The 23,772-nt window shown below is 65.9% G+C and carries 30 protein-coding genes; 13 read left to right on the top strand and 17 right to left on the bottom strand.

Annotated features, from left to right (window positions below):
- The 3 genes from B551_RS00610 to B551_RS00600 form a co-directional block, all read left to right on the top strand.
- Window positions 1-492 (top strand): acetate--CoA ligase family protein (locus B551_RS00610; protein WP_043436504.1); only part of this gene is annotated, 492 nt, incomplete at its 5' end.
- Between the two features lie 212 nt (window positions 493-704).
- Entirely contained in the window at window positions 705-1,175 is a 471-nt protein-coding gene (locus tag B551_RS00605) for a MarR family winged helix-turn-helix transcriptional regulator (RefSeq protein WP_006576674.1), read from the top strand.
- A gap of 110 nt (window positions 1,176-1,285) precedes the next feature.
- Window positions 1,286-1,711, top strand: a complete 426-nt coding sequence (locus B551_RS00600) for an organic hydroperoxide resistance protein (RefSeq protein WP_006576673.1) — start codon at window positions 1,286-1,288, stop codon at window positions 1,709-1,711.
- Window positions 1,712-1,764: 53 nt separating this feature from the next.
- Here B551_RS00600 and B551_RS00595 read toward each other — a convergent pair whose 3' ends face one another.
- Window positions 1,765-2,028: a hypothetical protein gene (locus tag B551_RS00595; protein WP_006576672.1), complete on the bottom strand. Its 264-nt coding sequence runs from the start codon at window positions 2,026-2,028 to the stop codon at window positions 1,765-1,767.
- Window positions 2,029-2,190: 162 nt separating this feature from the next.
- Between B551_RS00595 and B551_RS00590 the strand changes: the two genes are divergently transcribed.
- A complete protein-coding gene (locus tag B551_RS00590; RefSeq protein ID WP_006576671.1) occupies window positions 2,191-2,949 on the top strand; it encodes a helix-turn-helix transcriptional regulator in 759 nt (252 codons plus the stop codon).
- On the opposite strand, the gene B551_RS00585 is transcribed toward B551_RS00590, so the two are convergent.
- Both B551_RS00585 and B551_RS00580 read right to left on the bottom strand, forming a co-directional pair.
- Window positions 2,932-3,912, bottom strand: a complete 981-nt coding sequence (locus tag B551_RS00585; RefSeq protein ID WP_006576670.1) for a DMT family transporter — start codon at window positions 3,910-3,912, stop codon at window positions 2,932-2,934. The two genes, B551_RS00590 and B551_RS00585, sit on opposite strands and share 18 nt — an antisense overlap.
- A 102-nt stretch (window positions 3,913-4,014) precedes the next feature.
- Window positions 4,015-4,842, bottom strand: a complete 828-nt coding sequence (locus tag B551_RS00580; RefSeq protein WP_006576669.1) for an AraC family transcriptional regulator — start codon at window positions 4,840-4,842, stop codon at window positions 4,015-4,017.
- A 122-nt stretch (window positions 4,843-4,964) separates the two neighbouring features.
- Between B551_RS00580 and B551_RS00575 the strand changes: the two genes are divergently transcribed.
- A complete protein-coding gene (locus tag B551_RS00575; RefSeq protein WP_006576668.1) occupies window positions 4,965-5,861 on the top strand; it encodes a LysR family transcriptional regulator in 897 nt (298 codons plus the stop codon).
- A gap of 21 nt (window positions 5,862-5,882) precedes the next feature.
- On the opposite strand, the gene B551_RS00570 is transcribed toward B551_RS00575, so the two are convergent.
- Both B551_RS00570 and B551_RS00565 read right to left on the bottom strand, forming a co-directional pair.
- Window positions 5,883-6,617 carry an aldolase gene (locus B551_RS00570; RefSeq protein ID WP_006576667.1) on the bottom strand — a complete coding sequence of 245 codons (735 nt, stop codon included), beginning with the start codon at window positions 6,615-6,617 and terminating at the stop codon, window positions 5,883-5,885.
- A gap of 56 nt (window positions 6,618-6,673) precedes the next feature.
- On the bottom strand, window positions 6,674-7,675 hold the full coding sequence (locus B551_RS00565) for a tripartite tricarboxylate transporter substrate-binding protein (RefSeq protein WP_006576666.1): 1,002 nt from the start codon (window positions 7,673-7,675) through the stop codon (window positions 6,674-6,676).
- A 148-nt stretch (window positions 7,676-7,823) separates the two neighbouring features.
- Between B551_RS00565 and B551_RS00560 the strand changes: the two genes are divergently transcribed.
- Window positions 7,824-8,210 carry a VOC family protein gene (locus tag B551_RS00560; RefSeq protein ID WP_006576665.1) on the top strand — a complete coding sequence of 129 codons (387 nt, stop codon included), beginning with the start codon at window positions 7,824-7,826 and terminating at the stop codon, window positions 8,208-8,210.
- Between the two features lie 28 nt (window positions 8,211-8,238).
- Here B551_RS00560 and B551_RS00555 read toward each other — a convergent pair whose 3' ends face one another.
- Window positions 8,239-9,147, bottom strand: coding sequence for a LysR family transcriptional regulator (locus B551_RS00555; RefSeq protein WP_023263290.1), 909 nt, complete (start codon window positions 9,145-9,147; stop codon window positions 8,239-8,241).
- Window positions 9,148-9,309: 162 nt separating this feature from the next.
- Here B551_RS00555 and B551_RS00550 point away from each other — a divergent pair, with 162 nt between their 5' ends.
- Together B551_RS00550 and B551_RS00545 are read left to right on the top strand one after the other, a co-directional pair.
- Window positions 9,310-9,927: a nitroreductase family protein gene (locus B551_RS00550; RefSeq protein WP_006576663.1), complete on the top strand. Its 618-nt coding sequence runs from the start codon at window positions 9,310-9,312 to the stop codon at window positions 9,925-9,927.
- Between the two features lie 10 nt (window positions 9,928-9,937).
- Window positions 9,938-10,861 carry an EamA family transporter gene (locus B551_RS00545; RefSeq protein WP_023263289.1) on the top strand — a complete coding sequence of 308 codons (924 nt, stop codon included), beginning with the start codon at window positions 9,938-9,940 and terminating at the stop codon, window positions 10,859-10,861.
- Between the two features lie 4 nt (window positions 10,862-10,865).
- On the opposite strand, the gene B551_RS26375 is transcribed toward B551_RS00545, so the two are convergent.
- Window positions 10,866-11,036: a hypothetical protein gene (locus tag B551_RS26375; RefSeq protein WP_006576660.1), complete on the bottom strand. Its 171-nt coding sequence runs from the start codon at window positions 11,034-11,036 to the stop codon at window positions 10,866-10,868.
- 252 nt (window positions 11,037-11,288) lie between these two features.
- Here B551_RS26375 and B551_RS00535 point away from each other — a divergent pair, with 252 nt between their 5' ends.
- Window positions 11,289-12,179 (top strand): DUF72 domain-containing protein, encoded by an 891-nt coding sequence (locus B551_RS00535; protein ID WP_006576659.1) that lies wholly within the window; start codon window positions 11,289-11,291, stop codon window positions 12,177-12,179.
- Here B551_RS00535 and B551_RS00530 read toward each other — a convergent pair.
- A complete protein-coding gene (locus B551_RS00530; protein WP_006576658.1) occupies window positions 12,176-13,678 on the bottom strand; it encodes an argininosuccinate lyase in 1,503 nt (500 codons plus the stop codon). The genes B551_RS00535 and B551_RS00530 overlap by 4 nt on opposite strands.
- A 149-nt stretch (window positions 13,679-13,827) precedes the next feature.
- On the opposite strand from B551_RS00530, the gene B551_RS00525 reads away from it, so the two are divergent.
- The 4 genes from B551_RS00525 to B551_RS00510 all read left to right on the top strand — a co-directional run bounded on the left by B551_RS00525 (window position 13,828) and on the right by B551_RS00510 (window position 16,692).
- On the top strand, window positions 13,828-14,652 hold the full coding sequence (locus B551_RS00525; protein WP_006576657.1) for an AraC family transcriptional regulator: 825 nt from the start codon (window positions 13,828-13,830) through the stop codon (window positions 14,650-14,652).
- 90 nt (window positions 14,653-14,742) lie between these two features.
- Window positions 14,743-15,144, top strand: coding sequence for a cupin domain-containing protein (locus B551_RS00520; RefSeq protein WP_006576656.1), 402 nt, complete (start codon window positions 14,743-14,745; stop codon window positions 15,142-15,144).
- 191 nt (window positions 15,145-15,335) lie between these two features.
- Window positions 15,336-15,800: an Rrf2 family transcriptional regulator gene (locus B551_RS00515; RefSeq protein WP_006576655.1), complete on the top strand. Its 465-nt coding sequence runs from the start codon at window positions 15,336-15,338 to the stop codon at window positions 15,798-15,800.
- The gene (locus B551_RS00510; protein WP_006576654.1) at window positions 15,790-16,692 is read left to right on the top strand and encodes an NAD(P)/FAD-dependent oxidoreductase; all 903 of its coding nucleotides are present in this window, start codon (window positions 15,790-15,792) and stop codon (window positions 16,690-16,692) included. Before B551_RS00515 ends, B551_RS00510 begins: the two co-directional genes overlap by 11 nt.
- A gap of 75 nt (window positions 16,693-16,767) precedes the next feature.
- Here the strand turns inward: B551_RS00510 and B551_RS00505 are convergent, their stop codons facing one another.
- The 9 genes from B551_RS00505 to B551_RS00465 form a co-directional block, all read right to left on the bottom strand.
- Window positions 16,768-17,433 (bottom strand): hypothetical protein, encoded by a 666-nt coding sequence (locus B551_RS00505; protein WP_253281308.1) that lies wholly within the window; start codon window positions 17,431-17,433, stop codon window positions 16,768-16,770.
- Between the two features lie 59 nt (window positions 17,434-17,492).
- Complete coding sequence (locus B551_RS00500) at window positions 17,493-17,672, bottom strand: hypothetical protein (RefSeq protein WP_006576652.1); 180 nt, start codon at window positions 17,670-17,672, stop codon at window positions 17,493-17,495.
- Between the two features lie 116 nt (window positions 17,673-17,788).
- A complete protein-coding gene (locus B551_RS00495; RefSeq protein ID WP_006576651.1) occupies window positions 17,789-18,181 on the bottom strand; it encodes a GFA family protein in 393 nt (130 codons plus the stop codon).
- A gap of 32 nt (window positions 18,182-18,213) precedes the next feature.
- Window positions 18,214-18,720 carry a GNAT family N-acetyltransferase gene (locus B551_RS00490; RefSeq protein WP_006576650.1) on the bottom strand — a complete coding sequence of 169 codons (507 nt, stop codon included), beginning with the start codon at window positions 18,718-18,720 and terminating at the stop codon, window positions 18,214-18,216.
- A gap of 57 nt (window positions 18,721-18,777) precedes the next feature.
- Entirely contained in the window at window positions 18,778-20,604 is a 1,827-nt protein-coding gene (locus tag B551_RS00485) for a hybrid sensor histidine kinase/response regulator (protein WP_006576649.1), read from the bottom strand.
- On the bottom strand, window positions 20,601-21,278 hold the full coding sequence (locus tag B551_RS00480; RefSeq protein WP_231906481.1) for a response regulator transcription factor: 678 nt from the start codon (window positions 21,276-21,278) through the stop codon (window positions 20,601-20,603). Before B551_RS00480 ends, B551_RS00485 begins: the two co-directional genes overlap by 4 nt.
- A 124-nt stretch (window positions 21,279-21,402) precedes the next feature.
- Window positions 21,403-21,768, bottom strand: coding sequence for a glyoxalase superfamily protein (locus tag B551_RS00475; RefSeq protein ID WP_006576647.1), 366 nt, complete (start codon window positions 21,766-21,768; stop codon window positions 21,403-21,405).
- A gap of 103 nt (window positions 21,769-21,871) precedes the next feature.
- Complete coding sequence (locus B551_RS00470; protein ID WP_006576646.1) at window positions 21,872-22,660, bottom strand: alpha/beta hydrolase; 789 nt, start codon at window positions 22,658-22,660, stop codon at window positions 21,872-21,874.
- A gap of 115 nt (window positions 22,661-22,775) precedes the next feature.
- Window positions 22,776-23,660 carry a LysR substrate-binding domain-containing protein gene (locus tag B551_RS00465; RefSeq protein ID WP_006576645.1) on the bottom strand — a complete coding sequence of 295 codons (885 nt, stop codon included), beginning with the start codon at window positions 23,658-23,660 and terminating at the stop codon, window positions 22,776-22,778.
- Window positions 23,661-23,772: the final 112 nt, after the last annotated feature.

The raw sequence follows: 23,772 nt of genomic DNA, 5'->3' as shown, positions 1-23,772 counted from the left end.
CACAAGAGCGAACACGGGCTGGTGGCACTCGGCTGCAATGACGCCGCTTCGATTGTCGCGGCATTCGATCGCCAGATGGCCACGCTGGCCGGCATGGGTGTCGAGGCCGAGGGTGTCATCGTCGCGAAGATGGTGCGCGGCCAGCGCGAATGCATGATCGGCGCGCACTGGGATCCGGTGTTCGGCGCCGTGCTGGTGGTCGGCGACGGCGGCAAGTATGTCGAGGTGCTGCGCGACACCGCGGTACTGCTGGCCACCTGCGAGGAAGAGGACGTCGCCCGCGCGCTGCAGGCCCTGCGCATCGCGCCGCTGCTGGCCGGCGTGCGAGGCGAAGCGGCCGTGGACATGCCCGCGCTGTGCCGCACCGCGGTGGCGGTCGGCAGGATGGTCCACGCCGCCGCCGGGGCAATCCGCTCGGTCGACCTGAATCCGGTGATGGCGAGTCCGGATGGCGTCGTGGTGGTCGATGCGCTGATGGAGGTGGCGAGCTGACGGGAGAGAATCGAGACGAGCGAGGTGCGCTGGCCGAACTCGCATTCCACCGAGTCATTCCCGCGAAGGCGGGAATCCAGCGTCTTTCGAAGCCGCTGGGTCCCCGCCTGCGCGGGGACACGAGGACGTTGGCATGCGCGCTTGGAACAATGTTTCGGTACCAGCAAATAAATTTCTTGCTATTCAATCGCGCACGATCTATATTCCGTTCCATGAACGCCGCAGCCAACTCCCGAATCGACCCTGCCACCGCGCTGTTGCTGGACCGGCAGTTCTGCTTCTCGGTCTATTCGGCCTCGCTGGCGCTGAACAAGCTGTACCGCAAGCTGTTGCGGCCGCTGGGCCTGACCTACCCGCAATACCTGGTGATGATGGTGCTGTGGGAGCGGGACGGCTTGACGGTATCGGAAATCGGCGCGCAGCTGAATCTGGACTCGGCCACGCTGACGCCGCTGCTCAAGCGCCTCGAGACCCAGCAGCTGGTGTCGCGGGCACGGGCGGCAGCGGACGAACGGCAGGTCATCGTCAGCCTGACCAAGGCCGGCCGCGCGCTGAAGACGCAGGCCGGCAAGGTGCCGGAGTCGGTGTTGTGCGCGTCGGCGTGCAGCGTCGAGGAACTGACCGGCCTGAAGCGCAAGCTCGATAGCGTGACGGCGAAGATCGCCCAAAGCGCGGCGGACTGAGCCGCAAGGGGCAACGACGCCGTCTTGTTTTGACGAATTTATATCGCGCGCTATGTAATAGCGCACTATGTTGCAGTAACAACCAAGCCATCAACCTGAAGGAGCCAACCATGTCGATCGAAAAAGTCCTGTACCGTGCCCAAGCCCAAGCCACCGGTGGCCGTGACGGCCGTGCCGTCTCGTCCGATGGCGCGCTCGAGGTCAAGCTCAGTACGCCGCGCGAACTGGGCGGCGCCGGCGGTCCGGGCACCAACCCCGAGCAACTGTTCGCCGCCGGCTACTCGGCCTGTTTCCTTGGCGCCCTGAAGTTCGTCGCCGGCCGCGAGAAGATCGCGTTGCCCGCCGAGACCACGATCACCGGCAACGTCGGCATCGGCCAGATCCCCACCGGCTTCGGCATCGAGGTCGAACTGCAGATCGCGATTCCCGGCGTCGCGCGCGACACCGCGCAGGCGCTGGTGGACAAGGCTCACGTGGTCTGCCCGTACTCGAACGCGACGCGCGGCAACATCGACGTGCGGCTGACGCTGGTCTGATCTTCAGCGGCAACCGCATCCGCACCCGGCGGGCATGAGGCCGCGGCGGGCGCTCACGCGCCGCCGCGGCCTTGTGCGATCAGCTCGCGCAGTCGCGGATCGCGGGCCTCGAACACATCGAACAGACCCAGCGCGGTCAGCGCCGGAAGCAGCGCGATCAGGTCTTCCCTCGCCGCGGCACGGCTGTCGTCGGACTGCGACGGATTGGACAGCACCCGCCAGCTCGCCAGGAACGCGCCGACACTGCCTTTGCGTACGGTGATGCCGTTGGCCTGCACGGTATCGATATGGTCCGGCAGCATGGTTTCCGGCTTCATGCGCGGCCTCCGCGGTTGCGGACAAGCGATCGGGATGGCGTGGCAGATGACATCGAATGGCTCCGTGGTGTTGGCGATGCAGCCAGTCTAGAGCCGACCCATCTTGCCCGCTAACGCTAGAATGCCAGGCGATATTCCAATCGGGCCACCATTCGATCTATCGTGTCGCTGAAGCAAATCCGCCAGCTGTCGCATGCCGGCATCCGCGAGCGCCGCCGGCATCGGCATGACCAGGGGCAGCTGTTCACGATCCGGTCCGGCGTGGTCGCCATCGAGGCCGAGGGCGGCCGCTGGGTCATGCCGACCGGCTGCATCGCGTGGATCCCACCGGGAATGATGCATGGCGCGAGGGTGCAGGGGGGCATGGCCGGCACCGGCCTGTATTTCGACGGCGCGTGGAGCCGTGCCGCGATGCCGGACACGGTCAAGGTGGCAAGGCTGTCGCCGCTGCTGGACGCGCTGCTCGCGGCGCTGACCGGCGATGAGGCGCCCACCGGCACGGCCCTCGAGCACTACCTCGCGGTGTTCGCCGATGCGTTCGCGCGCGAACCGGCGCAGACGCTGTTCCTGCCGATGCCGCGCGAGCCTCGCCTCGCGCGGATGGCGGCGCGGATGGTAGCCGCGCCGGACGACAACACCGATCTCGATGGCTGGGCCGCACGCATCGGCATGAGCCGCCGCACGCTGACGCGGCGCTTCCAGGCCCAAACGGGATGGACGATCGTCCAGTGGCGGCAGCAGATGCGGCTGCTGGCGGCGATGGAGCGCCTGGCGGCGGGCCACAGCGTCACGACGATTGCGATCGATCTGGGCTATGCCAGCGTCAGCAGCTTTATCGCGATGTTCCGCCGCTACCTCGGCACGACGCCGCGGGCGTATATGCCCGCGGACGGCGCCGCGCGCTCACGGCCGCTGCGCTAGCTCGCACTTGCGGTCGCAGCGGCGGTCGCAATCGCGGTCGAACCCGCGTTCCCGGCGCGCCACCGTGCGCGGCCTGCCGGGATTGCGCTTGCCGACCAGCACCAGGCTCAGCACGGCCACCACCACACAAGCGATGCCGGTCAGTTGGCTGACGCCGACCGGCTCGCCCAGCAGCAGGAACGCCATCGCGACGGCCGATATCGGCGCCAGCGCCGTGAACAGCGAGGCCTCGGTGCCGCTGGTGCGGGCCGAGCCCGCGTACCACAGCACGAAGCCCGCCACGGTCGGCACCAGCGCGTAATACAGCACCGCGGTCAGCGCGCCGCTCGGCAACCCATGCCGCCATGGCGCCTCGATCAGCGCGGGCACGATCGATGCCGCGAGGCCGATTGCCGTCATCACGGTCGACAGGGCCAGCGGCTGCAGCGGCTGGCGCAGCCGCTTGTTCAGCAGAATGAACAGGCTCTCGCAGAACACCGCGCCCATCACCAACGCGTTGCCGAGCCACGTGCCCCGACCGCTGTCGCCGCCTCCGCCCGGCACCGCCACCGCCACCACGCCGGCGGTCGCCAACCCAATGGCCAGCAGCAAGGCGACACCGGGACGCTCCTTCAGCAGGACGATCGACACCAGCGCCGATACCACCGGCAGCGTGCCGATGATCACGCCGGCGTCCGCGGCCGATGTCATCCGCAGGCCGGAGATCAGCAAGGTGGTATAGCCGACGCTGCCGGCGACGGCCTGCAGGACCAGCAGCAGCCGGTCGCCACGGCCGATGGCGGGCAGGCGCGTGCCGGTCAGCTTCATCAGCAGCAGGAAACCGGGCAACGCGATGGCGAAGCGCAACGCCGTCGCCGTAAACGGCGGCAGCCCGGCGGCGATGACCTTGCTGGCAATGACAGTACTGCCGACCAGGATCATGGCCAGCGCCAGATAGAAATAACCTTCGGTTTTGCCGGACATGGCCGCCTCCGCATCGTTGGATGCCTAAGGCTAGGCGGCGGCATGGCAGGCGTCTTGAACGAAATTGCAGCGGCGCGGGAGCCGGTCTTCAGACGATGCCCATCAGCGCGACGATTGGCCGGTGGCGATGGCGGCATAGGCGCTGGGCGACAGGCCGTACTTGCGCACGAAGATGCGCGTCATATGGCTCTGGTCGGCAAACCCGCTGCCGAGCGCCGCGTCGGCCAGCGGCTCGCCCTGCGCGATCAGGCGGCGGGCGAGATCGATCCGCCGCTGTACCAGATAGGCATGCGGCGTCAGCCCGGTGGCACGGGTAAAGGCGCGCAGCACCTGGAAGCGGCTCAGGCCGCTGGCGTTGGCAAGATCGTCCAGCGACACGGGCACCGAAGGGTCGTCGTCGATCCGTGCCAGCGCATGGGCGATGGTCGCCGGGGTGCCTTCGTGCTCTCTCCCGCCGTGCCGGCAATCCATCGTCCGCGCCAGCAGCATCAGCAGCAGGCTGTCGCGGCGCAAGGCCGCATCGTCTGCATTGCCGCCGGTCATCGCATCGAACAATTGCAGGAAGACGGCGGCGGAGGACCGATCGCAGAGCACCGGCTGCAGGAATTCCCCGAGCCGCGCGGCCCCTTCGCTCACATCGTGACAGACCGGCGCGACGACCTCGGGATCGAAATACAGGATGCGCCACGAGCGCCCGGCCTCGTCCAGCGGCATGCCGTCGTGCACCTCGCCGGGATTGACGGTAATGATGTCCCCCGCCACCGCCTGAACCTCGCCGCGCCCGCTGGCCGAACGCTGCGCGCCGCGCTCGACCACGCCGATGCCGAACTGTTCGTGCGTATGGCGGGCAAAGCGGTGCCGCGAGCTGGCCTGGACGGCGAGCACGCCCGGCAGCGCACAAGGGAGGAGCTGGAATTGGCCGGCAGGCATGGATCGAAGGAGCGTTGGCGCAACCATAGCACGCGCCCCGATGGACAGCGCCGGTTGAATCGATTCCAATGCAGACGCCATGGAGCACGTGCTCCGGCAGATACTCACAGCGCCCCCGCTCGATGCAAGACAAAGATCGCCTGCTTCGCACCTTTCTCGCCGTTGCGCGCGCCGGATCGCTGCGCGCCGCCTCTGCTTCGCTGGGCATCACGCAGGCCGCCGTCAGCAAGCAGGTAGCCGCGCTGGAATCCTTCCTCGGGGCACCGTTGTTCGACCGGCATGGGCGCGGCATGCGGCCGACGCCGCTGGGAGAACGCCTGGTCGGCGAGATCGATCAGGGCTTCGGCATGGTGGACAGCGCGCTGGACGTCGCGCGGCAGACCTCGGCCGGCGGCTATGGGCGCGTGACGATCGCCACCGTCAATACGCTGGCGGCCTATCTGGTTCCGCAGGTGGTCGCATCGCTGCGCGCATCGCATCCGCGCATCACGCTCGGCGTGTTCAACGCCAGCTCGCCCGATGTGGTCGAGCGGGTCGAGCGCGGCCATGCCGATATCGGGCTGGTCTACGACCTCGCCGTCGATACCGACACCGTGGCGCTGCGGCGGCTGTGCATCGAACAGATCGCCGCCTATAGCCGCGAGCCGGGTGCACCGGACCCGGCAACGCTAAGCGTCGGCGCACTGGCGCAACGGCCGCTGATCGTGCCGCCGCGGCCCTACGCGCTGCGGCGCGTGATCGACCGCGAATTGCCGGGGCCGCTATCGATCGCGGTGGAGAGCAATTCGGTCAGCGTCTCGCTCGACCTGGCGATGCAGGGCGTCGGCACCACGATCCTGCCGCGCGATCTGCCCGACATCGCCATCAAGGCGCGCGGGCTGCACCGGCTTGCCATCGAAGGGGCCAATCTGCATCGCCATGTGGTGCTGATCCACCGCAGCGGCGCGACGCCGACCCAGGCGGTCAGCCGCGCGATCCGCGCGATCGAGTCGGCGGCGGCGCGTATCGCGACGCGATAGCGGCCACCGATCAACCGCGGATCAGCGACGCAACGCGGCCTTCGCCTGGCGCGCCCAGTAGGCAAACGTCGCATTGACGATCGCAGGCTGCAACAGGAAGTCGTGCGCCTCGCGGGCGGCGGCCGGATCGACCGGCTGCAACGACCCGGCGGCCAGCGCATCCAGGCACATGCGCGCGTTGCGCTCGGCGAACACGTTCAGGTAGACCGCCTCCTGCAGCGTCGCCCCGGTGCAAACCGCGCCGTGATTGACGAGGAAAGCCGTGCGCCGGCCGGCCAGCGCGGCCGAGATCAATTCTCCCTCGTCGTCTCCGGTCGGCACGCCAGGCCAGTGCGCCAGGAAGCCGCAATCGTCGTGGAACATCGCCGCATCCATGTGCGCGACCGGCATCGGGATGCCCAGCATCGACAGCGCCGACAGCGCGGGCGGGTGGGTATGGACGATCGCCTTGACCTGCGGATGGTGCCGATAGATCCAGCTGTGGAAACGCACGCCGGGATTGGCCCTGCCCTTGCCCTGCAGCGTGTTCAGTTCCGCGTCAACCAGCAGCGCATTGGCCGGGCTGGCCTCTTCCATCCCTGTGCCGAGCGCGAGCGTGACCATACCGCCGGATTGGGCGTCACGCATCGTGATCTGACCGGCCAAGCCCGCGGCATGGCCTTGGGCGGCAAGGATCAGACAGGCATCGACGAAGGTATCGAGATCGGCGCCGGCGTTGGCGCCGGGGACGGCATCGAGCAACAGGGTTTTGGTCATGGGAGGGAGCAGTCGACGATTGACGATTTGACGAGGGGCGCGGGGGTCGCGACGGCTCAGTTTTCGAGCCGGATATGGCGTTCGCGAATCAGCGTGCGGCGCGCCTCGAGGTCGTGCCGGACCAGCATCGCGAACGCCGCGCTGCCGGTGGCGAAGGGCTCGAAGCCGCTGCCTCGCACGCGTGCCAGCAAATCGCGGTCCGCCAGCACGGTCTGCAGCGCCTGCGTAATACGCTCGACCACCGGGGCCGGCAACCCGGCCGGGCCCACGACCCCGACCCATGGGGCAAATTCGAATCCCTTCAGGCCTGCCTCCTCGAACGTCGGCACGGCGGGCAGCAAGGGACTGCGCTGTCGCGTCGACACCGCGATCGGCTTGACGCGCCCGGTCTTCGCATACTGGCTGCCCAGATTGGTGTCGATAAAGGTCAGATGCACGTGCCCGGCCACCACATCGGCCAGCGCGGGCGCGCCGCCGCGGTAGGGCAGATGCGCAACGACGGCGCCCGACTGTTGCTTGTAGGCCTCGAAGGCCAGATGCGGCGGGCTGCCGACGCCCGCCGACGCATAGCTCAATGCCGACGGATTTGCCTTGCTGTAGCGCGTCAAATCGTCCGGCGTCGCGACGTTCAAGGACGGGTGCGCCACCATCACCAGCGGGATACGCGCAACGGTGCCGAGGTAACTAAAATCCTTGAGGACGTCGTAGGCGATCTTCTTTTGCAGCACCGGATTGACGGTCAGCGCGCCTTCGTCCAGCAGCGCCAGCGTGTAGCCATCCGCCGGCGCGCGCGCCACCGCCTCCGCCGCGATCATTGCGCCGGCACCGGGCCGGTTCTCCACCACCACGGGCTGCCGCAGCGTGGCGCCGAGGCGTTCGGCCAGCATGCGGGCGATGGTATCGACGGCGCCTCCGGCGGCCTGGCCCAGCAGCAAGCGGATCGGGCGTTCCGGGTAGCCGGCGCTCGTCGAGGATGCCGACTGCGCGCTCGCCAGCGGCGCGACGACGGTCAGCGCCAGGCAGGCGCAAAGCCGGCGCAAGGAAGGAAGACGGATCATGGGGCGCAGCCTTTTCTGGTGGGATCGGACAGGACGAAGCCAGTCTAGGACGGCTTGCCCTCCCCCCGCGGCATGGCTGCCTTGAACGCAGGTTAAGGGTCGCAGGCGCGATGCGCAGCCATCGTGCCGCGCCAGAACGGAGACCACGATGACGATCGAACTGGATCACCTGATGGTGCCGGCGCGCGACAAGATCGCGGCGGCGAAGCAAGTGGCGGAGCTGCTGGGCGTGCCGTGGTCGGAAACCGGCATTGGGCCGTTCTGCCCGGTCTACCTGAACGACGGCCTGACGCTCGATTTCGATCAATGGGACGAGCCGTTTCCGCGCATTCACTATTGCTTCCGGGTCAGCGAAGACGAATTCGACCGCATCCTGCAGCGCATTCAGGCGGCCGGCATTGCCTACCGCAGCAGGGTCCGTGGCCCGGTCGATCATGCGGTCGACACTTGGCAAGGCGGGCGCATCGTCTACTGGAACGAGCCCGACGGGCACCAATGGGAAATGCTGACCGTCAGCTACGCGCGCCAGCCTTGAGGCAGCCTGGAGGGCAGTCCTCCACCATTCAGCCGAGCGTCTCGATCAAGAAATCGACGAAGGCGCGCACCTTCGAATTGAGATACCGCCGGGATGGATAGACGGCATAGACATGCGTCTCGACGGCGGTCCATTCGTTCAATACGGTGACCAACCGCCCGGCTTCGATATCCTCGCGGACATAGATCAGCGGAATCAGGCTGATGCCGAATCCCGCCCGCAGCGCCTCGCGCACCGCGAGGCTCGATGTGACCTTGTAGCGGCCATCGATCGGCACGTCGACCTGGACGCCGCCCTCGACGTCTCCCCGCCCTCCCGCCTTGCGAAAGCTCCATAGCCTCGCGTGGCCGGACAGGCTGAACTGCACGCATTCGTGCTGGCGCAGGGCCTCGGGAGAATCGGGCACGCCATGGCGCGCGAAATAGGCCGGCGCGCCGCACAGCACGTGCGTCATCGACATCAGCTTGCGCGCGACCAGGCTCGAGTCCTCCAGCTTGTCCGTGCCTCGTATCGCGACGTCGAAGCCCTCCTTGACCAGATCGACGCGGCGATCGTCCAGCCGCAAGTCAAGCGACAGCTGCGGATAGCGACAGAGGAACTGCGGAATCGCATCGGCCAATTGCGTCAACGTCAGCGACATCGGCGCGCTGACACGCAACGTGCCGGTCGGCTCGCTCTGCATCGGACCGAGCGCGCGGTCGGCCTCGTCCAGGTCGTCAAGGATCTGTGCAATCTGCGTGTAGTACTGCTGGCCGGCCTCGGTCAGACTCAGCCGGCGCGTGGTGCGGTTGAGCAGCCGCGTCGACAGATGCGCTTCCAGCTCGCCAATGTTCTTGCTGACCGCCGCGGGCGACAGGCAAAGCCGCCGCGCCGCCGCGGCAAAGCTGTTGCGCTCGACGACTTCCCGAAATACGCGCAGTGCCGTCAAATGGTCCACGGTCGACTCGCCCCGATTATTCACCGCCAGTAAATATTGTGGTGAGCATATCGCATATTTCAACGCGCGAGGACGGCGATTAATCTTGAACCGTGAATAAACGGCCATCGCGCCGAACCCAATGCGACGACATTCAACGCCCTGATTGGAGCCGGAACGACCATGAACCATCCCGTCATCGATGCCATCGAGCAACGCATCTCCGCAAATTTCTTCGATGCCTCACGACCGCTATCCGACGCGCAGATCGAAGCACTGACCGCGCTGGCAACGCGGGCACCCACCGCCTACAACCTGCAGAACTGGCGCTTTATCGCGGTCCGGACGGCCGCGGCCAAGGCACGGCTGCGCGCGGTCGCGTGGAACCAGCCCAAGGTCACCGATGCGGCGGTCGTCTTTATCGTCTGCGGCGTGCTGGCCGATCCAGACACGCTGGCGCAGCGCTTGCAGCCAATGGTCGAAGCCGGCCTGATGCCGGCCGGCATGGTGCAGGGCTGGGTCGATGCGGCGCGCGGCCAATATCTGGAGCAGCCGCAGAGCCGGCGTGACGAAGCGATCCGCACCGCCTCGCTGGGCGCCGCGACGTTGATGCTGGCCGCGCAGGGCATGGGCCTGGCGACCGGCCCGATGACCGGCTTCGATCCGCAGGGCGTGGCCCGTGAATTCGCGCTGGCCCCGGACGAGGTGCCAGCCATTCTGGTGGCGGTCGGCCACGCGGCGCCGGGCAACTGGCCGCAAAAGCCGCGCCGGCCGCTGGCCGAAGTGCTGGATTTCGCCTGAGGCACGTACCATGAACCGCACCACCGACCTGCTGCTGACGGGCCTGGCCCCGGCGATCTGGGGCAGCACCTATGTCGTCACGACGGGCCTGCTGCCCGACGGCTATCCGCTGACGGTAGCCATGCTGCGCGCCCTTCCCGCCGGCCTGCTGCTGTTGCTGTGGGTCCGCCAATTTCCGCAGCGCGGCTGGTGGCTGCGCGTATTGGTGCTCGGCGCACTGAATTTCTCGGTGTTCTGGGCGATGCTGTTCGTCAGCGCCTATCGCTTGCCGGGCGGCGTGGCCGCGACGCTGGGCGCCGTGCAACCGCTGATCGTGATCCTGTTCTCCCGGCTGCTGCTCGGCACCGCAATCCGGCCCGTTGCCGTGATCGCCGCGATGGGCGGCATGGTGGGCGTGGCCCTGCTGGTGCTGACGCCGAAGGCCGCGCTGGACGCCACCGGCGTGGCCGCGGGACTGCTGGGCGCAGCATCGATGGCGCTCGGCACGGTGCTGACGCGCCGCTGGCAACCGCCCGTGTCCGCGCTGACCTTCACCGCATGGCAACTGGTGGCGGGGGGCCTGTTGCTGCTGCCGGTGGCGCTGTGGATCGAGCCACCGCTCGGGCAGCTGACGCAGGCCAACGTGGCGGGCTTTCTCTATCTGGGATTGATCGGCGCCGCGCTGACCTATGTGCTGTGGTTTCGCGGCATCGCGCGGCTGGAACCGTCGGTGGTAGCGTCGCTGGGATTTCTCAGCCCGCTGAGCGCGGTGCTGCTGGGATGGGGCTTGCTGGATCAGTGGCTCAGCGCGCCGCAATTGGCCGGCATGGTGCTGGTGCTCGCCAGCATGTGGTTGAGCCAACGCGCGGCGGCGGTCCGGACGGTGGCGCCGCCGTTGCGGCAGGCGCCCCATTCATCCGAATCGCACGGATCCGCGCGGAATGGCCGCGCCTGATGCGCTATGACGGGTCCTTGGTACGGGTGCGCGACACCGCGCCCATGATGCCAAGGCCCAGCACGATCACACAGGCGATGGCCACATAGGTCTCCGGCACGCCGGCCGTGATCAGGCCCCACGCAATGCCGCCGACGAGGATCAACAGTCCAATCAGGAATAGTGCAAACGACATAACCCAGCTCCTGGCAATTGCCGCGCGTTGCCGTGATCGGCTGCGGCTTAAGTGCAATGTAGGGGCCATGCCGCGCGGCAGGGATCGGTCGGCAACGGAGACTCGCGTAGGCCGGTTCCTACGCGCACGGTGGATGTCGCGGCACCTGTTGGTTGCGCGCATTCGGCCTATGATCGTCCATATCGATCATTCGTCGCCCAGCGAGGCCATCGCCACGACGCAAGGCGAATCGGCCGCCGCCGGCGCAATCCGATGACTATTCGAATCGGCATCTCGGGATGGCGCTACGAGGGCTGGCGTGGCGTCTTCTATCCGAAGGGACTGGCCCAGGCGCGCGAACTCGAATTCGCCGCGCGCGCGGTCGACACCATCGAGATCAACGGCTCGCATTACTCGCTGCAGACCATCGGCAGTTACCGTGCCTGGTACGAGGCCACGCCGCCGGGCTTCGTCTTCGCCGTCAAGGGGCCGCGCTATCTGACCCATATGCTGCGCTTCCGCGACGAAAAGGCGCGCCCGGCCCTGGCGAACTTCTTTGCCTCCGGCGTGCTGGCGTTGCAGGAAAAGCTGGGGCCCTTCCTGTGGCAATTCCCGCCGAATTTCAGCTTCAAACCCGAACGGCTGGAGCGCTTCCTGGCGATGCTGCCTCGCAATACCGAGGAGGCGAGAAAGCTCGCCCGGGAGCACGATGGCCGCGTCAAGCAACCGTGGTTCGAGCCGACGCGCAAACGCCGGCTGCGCCACGCCATCGAGATCCGTCACGCCAGTTTCTGCACGCCGGAATTCCCCGCGCTGCTGCGCAAGCATCGGGTGGCGCTGGTGGTCTCCGATGCGGTGGCGGACTGGCCCTACGTCGAGGACGTGACCGCGGATTTCGTCTATCTGCGGCTGCACGGCACGGAGACCTTGTATGGCGGCTCCTATTCGGATCCCGCGCTCGATCGTTGGGCCGATCGCCTGAGCGCGTGGGGCCGCGGTGGAGAACCGGACGACGCCCAGCGCATTTCTGACATCAAGGCACGCAAGGCGGCGCGGCGCGACGTGTACTGCTATTTCGATAACGACATGAAGGTCAAGGCGCCATTCGATGCGCAGCGGTTGATCGAACGGATCTCATCCGATCAACACCGCCCCCCAACCTAGTTCGCGGCCTTGGCCAGCTTGCCGAAATCCCGATCCAGCCGGGCCAGCGATGCATCGATCCGGCCACGCTTTTCCTTAATCCAGGCATCCTGCTGCGCCAACGTCTGCTTCGCGGCCTTCAGCATCCGCTCCATTTCGGCGGGCTGCGGGCCGCCGACGGTGGCGCGATGGCGAACGATCGCCACCGGATCGAGCGTGGCGCGGAATTCCGCTTCGCTGATCGGCAATTGCGCCGGCCCCTGACCCTTGACCGCTTCCGCATAGATGCGCTGCGCCTGCGCATATGGAAATTCGCTGGGCCGGATATTGTTCGCCTTCGCGTAATCGACCACCTCCGACGCGAAATGATGGCCCACGCGGAACGGCAGCTTGTATTTGCGCATCAGCACGTCGGCCAGTTCCTGCGAGGCGGTCCAGTCGCTGTTCAGTTCTTCCAGCGCGCGCTCCGGGCTGATCACCAGCGCGTTCAGGATCTTGTCCCAGCCCTGCAGCACGCGGATCGCACTCTGGACCATGTCGCTGTTGGGCTTGACCTCCTTGGCGTCGCCCATTCCGGGCGTGATGTTGTGCGCCTGGATGACCGGTCCCATCGCCAGCGTGACCGCGGTCGAGGCGTGCCGGCGCGTTGTATTGAGCAGGCCGGGATTGCGCTTCTGCGGCATCGCACTGGACACGTAGGTATTGCTGCCGCCCTCCTGCAACAGCATCCACGGACGCGACTGCGCATACTGCGTCATCACGTCCTCGATGAAATTGCCCGCATGCAGCGCAATGCTGGTGACGATCGCACCCACTTCCACCGGCTGTTCCGTCGAGGAGATCTGTGCGGCGTCGTAGGCGTTGTCGACGATCGCGGAGAAGCCGAGATAGTCGGCCATTCGCGCACGATTCAGCGGCCAGCTGGTGCCGTTCAATACCGTCGTGCCCATCGGCGATCGGTCGATGCGCGCATAGGCCTCGCGAATCCGCTGCGCGTCGCGTTCCAGTCCGGCAGCATGCCCCAGCAGATAGTGGCCGAGGCTGTTAGGCTGCGCCGCCACGCCATTGGTGTAGTTCGGCACGATGGTATTGGCGTGCTTCTCGGCCAGCGACACCAGCGATCGGCTCGTCCTGTTCAACTGGTCGGCCAGGCTCAGCAGGTGGTCGCGCAGGATCGCCGCGCGGTAGGTCGCGTGCATGTCCTGGCTCGACCGCCCCGCATGCAGCAGCGTCACCTCGACGCCGGCCGCCTGGATCAGCAAGGGCTCGAAGGTAATCACCGTAGACGGTCGTTTGCCGCCGGGCCGATTGCCGTCCTCCAGCACCTTGACGATGCCCGATGCAATGCGCGGTGCGAGCGACTTGTCCAATAGCCCCTCATCGGTATTGATGACGGTGGTGGCCTTGTTGATCTCGCCCAGCCAATAGAATTCGTCGCGATTGACAGCGGATTGGGCAAAGGCGGGAACGGCATGGGCGGATATCGCCAGGGCAAGAATGCCAATTCGGGTTTTCAACATGGCGGGTTCGCTTGTCTCTTTATTCGGTTGTTATTCGGCGGCGGGAACAGGAAGCCCCCGGGATTACAGCGGATTGCAGGTGCGGGCGCAAGGCTATACATTCTGCAGACAATGCCGCGCATCATTGCCGCTTGAAACCATTTCCCGTCATGACAACACGCCGTGCCGAACGCCCCGATTGGGTGCATCGCGCCGAGCCGGCGCAAGGCGTCGAGCGCATCGAGGCCTTCCTCACCGGCAATGCCTACTCGATGCATCGGCACGATACCTACGCGATCGGCCGCACGCTGGCCGGCGTGCAATGCTTCCAATATCGGCGCAGCCTGCGCGCGAGCCTGCCGGGCAAGACCATCGTGTTGCATCCGGACGAGCCGCACGACGGACAGGCCGGTACCGAGGAGGGCTTTCGCTACCGGATGCTCTATATCGAGCCCGCGGTATTCCAGGCGGTGCTCGGCGGCAAGCCGCTGCCATTCATCGAAGGCGGCATCAGCGACGACCCGCGCTTGTTCGCGGCCACCGCGGCGCTGCTGCAGCAGCCGGATACGCGGCTCGATCCGCTGGAACAGGACGACGGCATGGTCGAGCTTGCGCTGGCGCTCGACGCCGCTTCCGGTGCCAGGCCGCTGCGCTCCTCCTGCGACTTCCGGGCGGCCCAGCTCGCGCGCGACTATCTGCATGCCTCGTCGCATCGCATCGTCACGCTGCAAGAGCTGGCCGCCGCCTGCGGACGCGACCGCTGGAGCCTGTCGCGCGATTTCCGCACGTTCTACGGCACCAGTCCCTACCATTACCTGACGATGCGGCGCCTGGAGACGGCACGCCGGCTGATGCAGAGCGGCGTCGGGCTGGCCGACTGCGCGGCCGCCGCCGGTTTTGCCGATCAGAGCCATATGACCCGGCACTTCACCAAGGCGTACGGCATTCCCCCGGCCAGGTGGCTGGGCATGGTGCGCGCCGCCGGCGGCCGCTGATTCTGCGCGCCAATCCGGCTCGCACAATCGTTCAAGACGCCGCCGCAGCATCCGCCTACGCTGTGCTCTCCGCATCCATGGAGAGCACTCATGCAAGCCAACAATCACGCGGCCCCGGCCACCCGCGGCCAGGGCACCGCCATCGATTTGATCGGCAAGATCGGGCAAATCGACGGCCACTGGCAGCCCCGCGTCGTTGCCGAAATGAATGACTACCAGTTCAAGGTCGTCAAGCTCAAAGGCGATTTCATCTGGCATACGCACGCCGATACCGACGAGACGTTTATCGTCCTCGACGGCGAATTGCGAATCGACCTTCGCGATGGTGCGATCGTGCTGCGCGCCGGCCAGATGGCCGTGGTGCCCAAGGGCATCGAACACAAGCCCTTTGCCGCCGAAGAAGTGAAATTGCTGCTGATCGAGCCGCGCGGCGTGCGCAATACCGGTGAAGAAGGCGGCGAACGGACTGTGCAGAACGACCAGTGGATCTGATCCGTCGGCAGGCAATCCGAACGTAGTCGAATCGCCGACAAGCACTGTCGTCCCCGCGAACGCGGGGATCGAGTGGCTTGCAACGACGCTGGATTCCCGCTTTCGCGGGAACGACGAGATAGCGACCGCGGTCTTGCCAACGCAGCAACAGCCCCTTGACAGTCGGCGTTTCATGTAACACCATAAGTTTCATGAAACGCGATAGCAGACTGTCAGGCGTACTCCACGTCCTGTTGCACATGGCCGAGCACGATGGTCCGGTCACCTCCGAGGTCCTCGCCAAGGCGATGGACACCAATCCCGTGGTCATTCGCCGCGTCATGGTGGGCCTGCGCGAGCAGGGCTACGTGCGCTCGGAAAAGGGACACGGCGGCGGCTGGACGCTCGCTTGCGACCTGTCCACGGTCACGCTGCGCGACGTCTACACCGCGCTCGGCTGCCCCTCGCTGCTCGCCATCGGCAATCGGACCGAGTCGCCCGGTTGCCTGGTCGAGCAGGCCGTCAATGCCGCGCTCGACCAGGCCTTCAACGACGCGCAAGCGCTGTTGCTGGCGCGGCTGGGCGAGGTCACGCTGGCCATGCTGAGCGCCGATTTCCACCAACGGATGGTCGCCCGCGGCGGCCGCCACGATCTGGAGCACGTCCATGCGGTATGACGCCATTGTGATCGGCGGCAGTTTCGCCGGCCTGTCGGCCGCCACCTATATCGCGCGGGCAAGACGATCGGTCTGCATCATCGATGCGGGCGCCCCGCGCAATCGCTTTGCCACGCATTCGCACGGCTTTCTCACGCAGGACGGCAGCAATCCCGGCGCCTTGCTCGCGACCGCGCGGCAGCAGGTCGCCGCCTATCCCACCACGACGTTTATCGAGGGCAAGGCCATCGGCGCGTCCGGAGAATTGGGCGCCTTCTCGGTGACGCTGGCGAATGGAGAGGTAGTGGAAGGCGCCCGGCTGGTGCTCGCCTATGGCATCTCGGACGAACTGCCCGACCTGCCGGGACTGAAAGAACGCTGGGGCAAATCGGTGATTCATTGCCCGTACTGCCATGGCTTCGAATTCAGTGGCCAGCGCTTGGGCGTGCTCAGCATGTCGCCGATGTCGGTCCATCAGGCCATGCTGATTGCCGAATGGGGACCGACTACGCTTTATCTGAATGGCGAGCCGCAACCGGACGATGGCGTGCTGGCCGAGCTCCAGAAGCGTGGCGTCACCATCGAATCAGCAAGGATCAGGGCCTTGCATGGCGAAGGGACAGCGCTGTCGACGGTAGAACTAACGGACGGCCGTATGACTGAAATCGACGCCTTGTACATCGGCCCTCGAAATCATCCGAATAGCCACATCGCCCAACAGCTTGGTTGCGAGTCGCACGAGACGCCGTTCGGGTCGATTATCCAGACAGACGATCTGAAGGCGACCACGGTGGACGGAGTCTATGCAGCCGGTGACATCACCCGAGGCGCGCACAGCGTGACGTGGGCCTGCTCGGATGGAGTGATGGCGGCGGTAGCGCTGCATCGCTCATTGGTGTTCGCTGCGCCATGACGAATTTGGCCACGTCACCTGCGCTCAATGCTTGCTACAGAATTTTCCGTAGGGTGTTCGGTCTGTAATCGAGCGTTACCCTGGCACGCCTTTTCGGAGCGTCGTTGCACGGCCAACGGATAACTGAGCATCCGCTGTCCGGCCCATTCCAGAAAGGGTGCGCGCATATTCCTCCAGGATATCGGCATACCCCATCGGCGCCTCCTTGGCGACACCGGCCGCCTCCAGCAACGGTATAGCCCTTTCGAAGTACGCAGCAGACTGCGAGTACTTGCCCTGATCGAGATTCAAACGGGCTAATTCGACCAAGGATAGATAGAGAGGTTGGCCTGCTTGCTTGTCCAACTCGAAGGCGGTCTTCAGTTCCTCTTCGGCTCTGTCGAAATAACAGGTGACACCCAATGAACGCCCGTATTCGTAGTGCGCGAGGGCTCTACGGGCAGCAGGAAGTTCGGCAAGATCCGCATTCACTGTCACGCGCGCAAAGGCCCGGCGCGCAGTGTCCCAATCACCTTGCCTTATTGCTGCCGCGCCAACTCTACCGTAGTTGCTGGCTATCCTTTCGCGTACTTCAGACGCGCATCCAGCCAAAAGAGCAGCAGAGAAAAGAACGGCGATAGCAATACGCATAGGGTGACAACGTCGGACTGACAGATAATGAAGGAACGGAATGCCGCCAGGCATCACGGCGAGACAATCGAAAGTCAGTTCAACGGCACAGAAGACAGGATACTTGAGCAAGAAAGCGCCTTGCCGCGGTCGGTGAACGCGGCGGTGGAACAGGGCGCCGGCACGGCTCTTCAGTCTTCAGACTTCTCCGGCGGCACCGCCTTTCCCAGCAATTTGCCGAGCAGTCCGGTCTTGGCGGCCGCGCCGCGGCGCTCGGTCTTCGGCGCCGGGCCGCCGCGCTTGGCGCCTGCCTGCTTCATGCTGTTGGCGATCTTCAGGCCTTTGTTCTTTTCGAGGTCAGTTTTCTTCACGGGATCATCTCAGGGGTGGAGCCCGGCATTGTACGCAGGTGAACAGCGGCTCGTCCGCGCTGGCACCTGGCAGATCGTCCATCTTCACGAACAATACACCCAGCCGCCGCAAGAACTCAGTGCGGTGTCTTGTCGAATGACCGCGTCAGTTCCGTATCCGCCAACCACTCGGCCTGCTCGCACACCCAGATATGCGCGGCCGGCCGCTGGCCCGGATCTTCGTCCAGCGTCGCAACGCGGATGATGACCTGATCCTGATGGATCCATTCAGCCATCAGGTGGCTGCCGCATTGCTTGCAAAAATGGCGCAGCTTGCCAGGCGATGACTCGAACGAGCCGAGAAACGGTTTTCCCTTCAGCCACTGGAAATCGGTCCGATCCACCCTCGCCGTCGTGGCAAAGGAAGCGGCATGCGCCTTTCGGCATTTGCGGCAATGGCAATGGACAATCTGACCGGCCAATGCCCGGGCTTCATATTCGATCTCGCCGCAGAGGCAGCTTCCTTTCATGTCTCGCTCCTGTTGGCGCAGGCGCACGCAGGCTACCCGGTCACCCAAAACGCCTCGTCATACTGCACCGTCCCCGTCGGCCAGCCCCCTTCCAAGCGCACCGCCTGGAAGTATTCCGGCGGCACGTCGGGCAAGACGAGATCCGCGCGGCAAACGAAGCCGAAGCGTCCGTAGTAGCCAGGCTCGCCGAGCACCACGCAGCCCCGTGCGCCTTGCCGGCGAAGCGCGTCCAGTGCCGCGTTCATCAGCAGGGAGCCGACGCCCTTTCCCTGCCATGCGGGAAGTACCGCGATCGGTCCCAGGCCATACCATTTCTCGCTGCCGTCGGAAATTGCAACGGGTGACACCGCAACGTGGCCGACGATCTGGTCGGCGTCCGTGGCGACCAGTGAAATCGACAGCTGTCCTCGCGCGCGCAGCGCATTGACGATCAGCGGCTCGGTGCCGCTGGCATGCGTCGCGCTGCGAAATGCTTCGCCGACGACCGCCTCGATCGTCGGGATGTCGGCTGGTACTTCGTCACGGATCTGAATGGGCATGTTGACCGCCTGCAAGGAATTGGACGGCGATGCAGGCCCGCATCGCCCCCCTTCGAATCACGACGAACGATGCAGCGCCTCTTCGCGCCGCAGCCACTGATACAGCAATGCATGCAACTGCGCCGGCTCCAACGGCTTGCGCAACACCACATAGCCTTCGCGCTCGGCCTGCAGCAACGCCGGCGAATCGAATTCGCCGCTGACCATCGCGCCGCTGGCGTCGGGACAGCGCTCCAGCAGGTCCTTCAGCACCTCGAAGCCGCTCTCGCCCGAACGCAGGCGCTGGTCGCACAGGATCGCCTGCGGGCGCAGTCCGCCGTCGAGCAGCGCGAATGCCTCGGTAGCCGATGCGGCGAAGCGGGCATCGACGTGCCATGCCTGCATCAGGCTCATCCACGCCCTGACAACCACCGGATCGTCCTCGACGATCAGGCAGCAGCCGCTCAGCGGCGGCAGCGTGCTCGTCGGCCGCGCCTGGGACTCCGTCGTCATCTCCTGCACATGGGCCTGCGCCGGATCCGCGGCGGGAAAGCGCAACCAGAAGCGCGAGCCGCGGCGTTCCACCGAGGTCAGCCCATAGGCGGCGCCCATCAGCGTCGCGCAGCGGGCCACCACGGCCAATCCAAGTCCATGGCCGGCGCTATCGATGCGCCATGCATATTCATTGCGATAGTACGGCGAATAGATGCGGCTCTTGTCCTCGTTGGCCACGCCGATGCCGGTATCCCAAACTTCCAGCAGCCAGTCCGCCCCGCGACGCCGGGCGGACAACAGCACGCCGCCCCGCTGCGTGTACCGCAGCGCGTTGTGGACCAGGTTGACCAGCGACTGGCGCAATAACGAGGCGTCCGCCAGCACCGCGGCCGCCTGTTTCGGCACGCGCACGCGCAGATCGAGATCGCGGCTATGCGCCTCCTCGCGGAACAGCGCCGCAACCTCCTCCATGATCGGCGCGAGCGCCACCGGCACATTGCGCGGCATCGCCATGCCCTGCTCGATCTTCGACAGGTCGAGCAGCGAGTTGAACATCAGATGAACCGATCGCACGCTGCGCCGCAGATCGTCCAGCGGCGGAATCAGCGCCGGATCGCGATTGCGCTGAGCGATCGCTTCGATCAGGAAGCCCATCGCATGAACGGGCTGGCGAAGGTCATGGCTGGCGGTGGTCAGGAACAGGTTCTTCGCTCGCAGCGCGTCCTCGGCCGCCTCCTTGGCGAGCCGGTAGCTTTCCGCGAGGCGGATGCCGTCGTCTTCGAGCTGCACCTGCTGACGGAAGAATTGATTGGCGATCAGCGCGTGCCGATAGATCGCGACCGCATACAGCAGCGTCAGCGGCAGCACGAATTGCCAGTGGTCGGGAAAACTCCACGGCACGTTGACGGTGACCACGCCCCAGCAGGCGAAAAAAAAGCGCTGGAAGGCGCCCAGGATCGGCGTCTGGTGCGTGGCGTTGGCGGCCAGGATGGCGGCGAGGCTGATATGCAGCAGCAGCGCGAAGTCGAACGTCACCTGTCCCGCGGTCAACACCGTCGCCATCGACAGGCACAGGCCGTGAACCAGCGCGATCCGCTCGACCACCGGCAGCCAGCGCTCGGCCATCACGGCATCGTCGGACTGCGCCCGCTCGCGCTGATAGTGGCGCCGCTCCAGCTGCATCCAGCCGGCCGCGAGACAATAGGCCAGCGTCCAGACGAGCAGCGAACGCGCGTCCTTGCCGGTGACGTGAAGCCACGCAACGAACGGCAGGCCGACGAACGGGATGGCGTTGACGCTGAAGACCAGCCGCTGGAACGTCATGTCGACCAGGCGCGCCCGGGCGCGCGGGCTGACGCTCGATTCGGCGGTGGGACGCAGCCCCAGCGGTGGCGACAACGGCTCGCTCACGGTTCGAGCCGTCGTCCGTGCAGCAGCGTGATGGCTTCGACGCGATTGCTGACACCGAGCTTGCCCAGGATGGCCGTCACGTGTTCCTTGGTGGTCTGCTCGGAAATCGCCAGTTCCTTGGCGATCTGCTTGTTCGGCAGCCCGCGCAGCATCAATGCAAGAACCTGGCCCTGCCGGTCGGTCAGGCCGAGATCACGCGGACTCAGGGGCAGTTCGCGCCGCAATGCCGGCGTCAGTTCCGCCGGCGGCATCGCGGGAAACCAGGTTCCCCCCTTGCGCAACGCGGCTACGGCCTGGGCGAACGTCTCCGGCGGCTCGCTTTTGCGCAGAAAGCCATGCGCGCCGGCCTCCATGGCCTTGATCTGCACGCGCGCGTCCTCATCGCCGCTCATCACGAGCAGGCGGCACGATGGCAGCTTTGCGGCGGCCTCTCGCAGCAGCGCCAGGGCGGTGCCGCCGGGCAGCCAGAAATCGACCACCAGCAGGCTGGGAGGACCGTCGTCATCGATCCGTTGAAAGCACTCCTGCGCATTCGCGGCATAGTGCGCCACCGCGTAGTCGCAATGCGTTGTCAGATATCCCGCAATACCGCGCGCCACCAGCGGATGGTCGTCGACGACGATGGCATACGACTGGCGCGCCGGGGCCATGCCCGACGCAATTCGACTCTTCACCAAGCTTTGGCTCCTGACCCCTGCCGAAATAAAGCTTATTTTTTGCGCCAGTGTAATTGATTTCGCACAACGGAATTTGCGCGGCGCCCCGCAACCCCTACTACGGTAGGTGTTCGAAATTTAATTAATCGTGAATGAGCTGACAGAAACGAAGGGAATTACCGAAAGGGTCGGCCACCTGCATTTCCTTGCCCCAGTCCATCGTTTCGACGCCGGGCCGCGCATATCGGTATGGTTTCGCCGCCAATTCCCGCTGCAGCATGTCAATGTCGTCGACCCGCAGGAAAACGGCCGTTCCGGGCGTGCCATCGCCATGATGCTCGCTCAGATGCAGCAGCAAGTCCGAGCGCGATATCTGCATGTACAGGGGCAGGCTTTCCTCGAACCGATGCTCCCAGTCGACCGAAAATCCGAGGAAATCGAGATAGAACTCCTTGGCCTTCTCCACCGAGAAGATACGCAGAATTGGAATGGCGGGTGAGAGCTTCATCCGATTGGTTCATTCAATGCAATGACAGAAGCATAACCAATGCGCGACCAAATCCGTAAGTTCCAACATTAATGCAATTACCGTTGGCGCTGATGAACCCGGCTCACGGAGCGGCGGCGGCGGGCCCGGCTTCGAGCAAGAAAGCGAGCGCCTGGCGCCACCACGCTCCATCGACACGATCGAACCAGTCGTTGTGGTCGGCACCCGGCACGATGCGCAATTGGCGGCGGGTGCCCAGCGCATCGTGCAGTGCGCGGCCAAAGCGTGCCGGCACGATCCGATCGCGCTCGGCGACCACCACCAATACCGGGCGATCGAATGCGGCGAGATTGGCGACGCTGTCGTAGCGGTCGCGCAAGAGCCAGGTGGTCGGCAACCAGGCGTAGTGATGCGCGGCGATATGGGCCAGCCGGTCCCACGGCGTAATCAGCATCAGGCCGGCAATCCTGTCCCGCTGTTGCGCGGCGGCCGCGGCGACCACGCCGGCGCCGAGCGATTCGCCAATCAGCAGCAGCGGCGCGCCGTAGCGGGAATGGGCCAGCTCGACGATACGCTGAGCATCGGCAACGAAGCTGGCCTCGCCTACCCGGCCCTCGCGCGGCCCGTAGCCCGGATATTCCGCGAGGATCACGCGCACGCCCTGCGCCACCAGCGCGTCCGCATAGACCTTGCGATGGCCGGCATGACCGGCGTTGCCATGAAACACGATCGCCGTAGCACGGGCCGGACGAGCAGGTTCAGCGAGCAGGCCCAGAAAGTCGTCCTCTCCCGGCCAGGCGCGCAATTCGTCGGACACCAGCGCAGCCACCGGTGCCTTGCTCGGGAAGTACAGGAAGTGGTCCTGCAATGCCGCCAACGATGCGGTCGGGGCCATGCCGGCAATGCACGCCATGCCGAGCGCCACGCTTGCGAGGCGGGCGGCAAGGGCACCACGGTGTCGGGCTGCGATCGGCATGCTTTCCTCCCAGGGCCGCTGGCGGAACCGCCACGATCTGAATGATATGATGCTATTCAGCCCATTCCCGCGCCAGCCAGGCGAGAAATGCGCGCACCGGCGGATGGCGCTCGCGTCCGGGCACGCACAGCGCCGTATAGGCGGCACCGGCTACCGTGATATCGGGCCGGTACGGCTGCAGCATCCCGTTGCGCACGCTGTCGGATACCATGATCGAACTGGCCAGCACCAGCCCCTGTCCCGCGACGGCGGCCTGCAGCGCATAGCTTTCTTCCTCGTAGGCGCGCATCGTCGCGCCATCCTGCAGCCAGCGCACACCGGCGGCATCGCACCACGCCTGCCAGCCATCGTCGTACAGCGTGGAATCGGTCCAGCGAACCGTGATCAGCTCGGGGGCCCCTACGCCGGCCGCCGCGATCCGGGCCGGCGATCCATAGACGCCGAAGGTTTCGCCGAGGCGGCACGCGTTCAGCAGCGAGGGCCAGGCGCTGGTGCCATAGCGGATCGCCACGTCGATGCGCGCGTCCTGATGCAGGTCGACCGGCGCGCCGTCGCTGTCGATCCGTACATGCACATCGGGATGAGCCTGATAGAAGCGTCCGAGCCGCGGCACCAGCCACAGCGCCGCGAACGACATGGTGGTGGTCACCGTCAGCGACCCGGCCGCAGGCTGCGGCAGCAGCTCGTCGATCGCTTGTGCCACATCGAGCAGCGCGCCATGCATTCGATGGAACAGCCGCTCGCCTTCGACCGTCAGCGCGACACCGCGCGGCAAGCGCGTAAACAGCGCCACACCCAGGCAGGACTCCAGTCCGCGCACTTGATGCGATACCGCGGCCGGCGTCACCGACAGCTCGGCCGCGGCGGCCTTGAAGCTCAGATGCCGCGCCGCGGACTCGAATACCCGCAGGGCGGCGATCGGCAAGGAAGCGAACATGCAATGCGCTCCGAAAAATGCGCACAAAACGCTGGGATGAATCCAATTGATCCGACGCGAGAATTGCTCGTTTGTCGCGCCGCAGCCGCCATCCTACAGTCGCCGTGTCGCT

It is taken from the genome of Cupriavidus sp. HPC(L) (assembly GCF_000307735.3).
Lineage (GTDB): Bacteria > Pseudomonadota > Gammaproteobacteria > Burkholderiales > Burkholderiaceae > Cupriavidus.
Note: the sequence above shows the minus strand (reverse complement) of the source record. Positions and strands in the feature narration are given on the sequence as shown.

What these genes read in the sequence shown, in the direction of transcription:
- B551_RS00515 (WP_006576655.1), top strand. Translation starts at nt 15,336, where the DNA reads ATGAAACGCGATAGCAGACTGTCAGGCGTACTCCACGTCCTGTTGCAC.
- B551_RS00465 (WP_006576645.1), bottom strand. Translation starts at nt 23,660, where the DNA reads ATGTTCGCTTCCTTGCCGATCGCCGCCCTGCGGGTATTCGAGTCCGCG.
- B551_RS00595 (WP_006576672.1), bottom strand. Translation starts at nt 2,028, where the DNA reads ATGAAGCCGGAAACCATGCTGCCGGACCATATCGATACCGTGCAGGCC.
- B551_RS00495 (WP_006576651.1), bottom strand. Translation starts at nt 18,181, where the DNA reads ATGAAAGGAAGCTGCCTCTGCGGCGAGATCGAATATGAAGCCCGGGCA.
- B551_RS00475 (WP_006576647.1), bottom strand. Translation starts at nt 21,768, where the DNA reads ATGAAGCTCTCACCCGCCATTCCAATTCTGCGTATCTTCTCGGTGGAG.
- B551_RS00550 (WP_006576663.1), top strand. Translation starts at nt 9,310, where the DNA reads ATGAACCATCCCGTCATCGATGCCATCGAGCAACGCATCTCCGCAAAT.
- B551_RS00470 (WP_006576646.1), bottom strand. Translation starts at nt 22,660, where the DNA reads ATGGCGTGCATTGCCGGCATGGCCCCGACCGCATCGTTGGCGGCATTG.
- B551_RS00565 (WP_006576666.1), bottom strand. Translation starts at nt 7,675, where the DNA reads ATGATCCGTCTTCCTTCCTTGCGCCGGCTTTGCGCCTGCCTGGCGCTG.
- B551_RS00545 (WP_023263289.1), top strand. Translation starts at nt 9,938, where the DNA reads ATGAACCGCACCACCGACCTGCTGCTGACGGGCCTGGCCCCGGCGATC.
- B551_RS00535 (WP_006576659.1), top strand. Translation starts at nt 11,289, where the DNA reads ATGACTATTCGAATCGGCATCTCGGGATGGCGCTACGAGGGCTGGCGT.
- B551_RS00575 (WP_006576668.1), top strand. Translation starts at nt 4,965, where the DNA reads ATGCAAGACAAAGATCGCCTGCTTCGCACCTTTCTCGCCGTTGCGCGC.
- B551_RS00560 (WP_006576665.1), top strand. Translation starts at nt 7,824, where the DNA reads ATGACGATCGAACTGGATCACCTGATGGTGCCGGCGCGCGACAAGATC.
- B551_RS00525 (WP_006576657.1), top strand. Translation starts at nt 13,828, where the DNA reads ATGACAACACGCCGTGCCGAACGCCCCGATTGGGTGCATCGCGCCGAG.
- B551_RS00585 (WP_006576670.1), bottom strand. Translation starts at nt 3,912, where the DNA reads ATGTCCGGCAAAACCGAAGGTTATTTCTATCTGGCGCTGGCCATGATC.
- B551_RS00530 (WP_006576658.1), bottom strand. Translation starts at nt 13,678, where the DNA reads ATGTTGAAAACCCGAATTGGCATTCTTGCCCTGGCGATATCCGCCCAT.
- B551_RS00600 (WP_006576673.1), top strand. Translation starts at nt 1,286, where the DNA reads ATGTCGATCGAAAAAGTCCTGTACCGTGCCCAAGCCCAAGCCACCGGT.
- B551_RS00490 (WP_006576650.1), bottom strand. Translation starts at nt 18,720, where the DNA reads ATGCCCATTCAGATCCGTGACGAAGTACCAGCCGACATCCCGACGATC.
- B551_RS26375 (WP_006576660.1), bottom strand. Translation starts at nt 11,036, where the DNA reads ATGTCGTTTGCACTATTCCTGATTGGACTGTTGATCCTCGTCGGCGGC.
- B551_RS00580 (WP_006576669.1), bottom strand. Translation starts at nt 4,842, where the DNA reads ATGCCTGCCGGCCAATTCCAGCTCCTCCCTTGTGCGCTGCCGGGCGTG.
- B551_RS00570 (WP_006576667.1), bottom strand. Translation starts at nt 6,617, where the DNA reads ATGACCAAAACCCTGTTGCTCGATGCCGTCCCCGGCGCCAACGCCGGC.
- B551_RS00520 (WP_006576656.1), top strand. Translation starts at nt 14,743, where the DNA reads ATGCAAGCCAACAATCACGCGGCCCCGGCCACCCGCGGCCAGGGCACC.
- B551_RS00510 (WP_006576654.1), top strand. Translation starts at nt 15,790, where the DNA reads ATGCGGTATGACGCCATTGTGATCGGCGGCAGTTTCGCCGGCCTGTCG.
- B551_RS00605 (WP_006576674.1), top strand. Translation starts at nt 705, where the DNA reads ATGAACGCCGCAGCCAACTCCCGAATCGACCCTGCCACCGCGCTGTTG.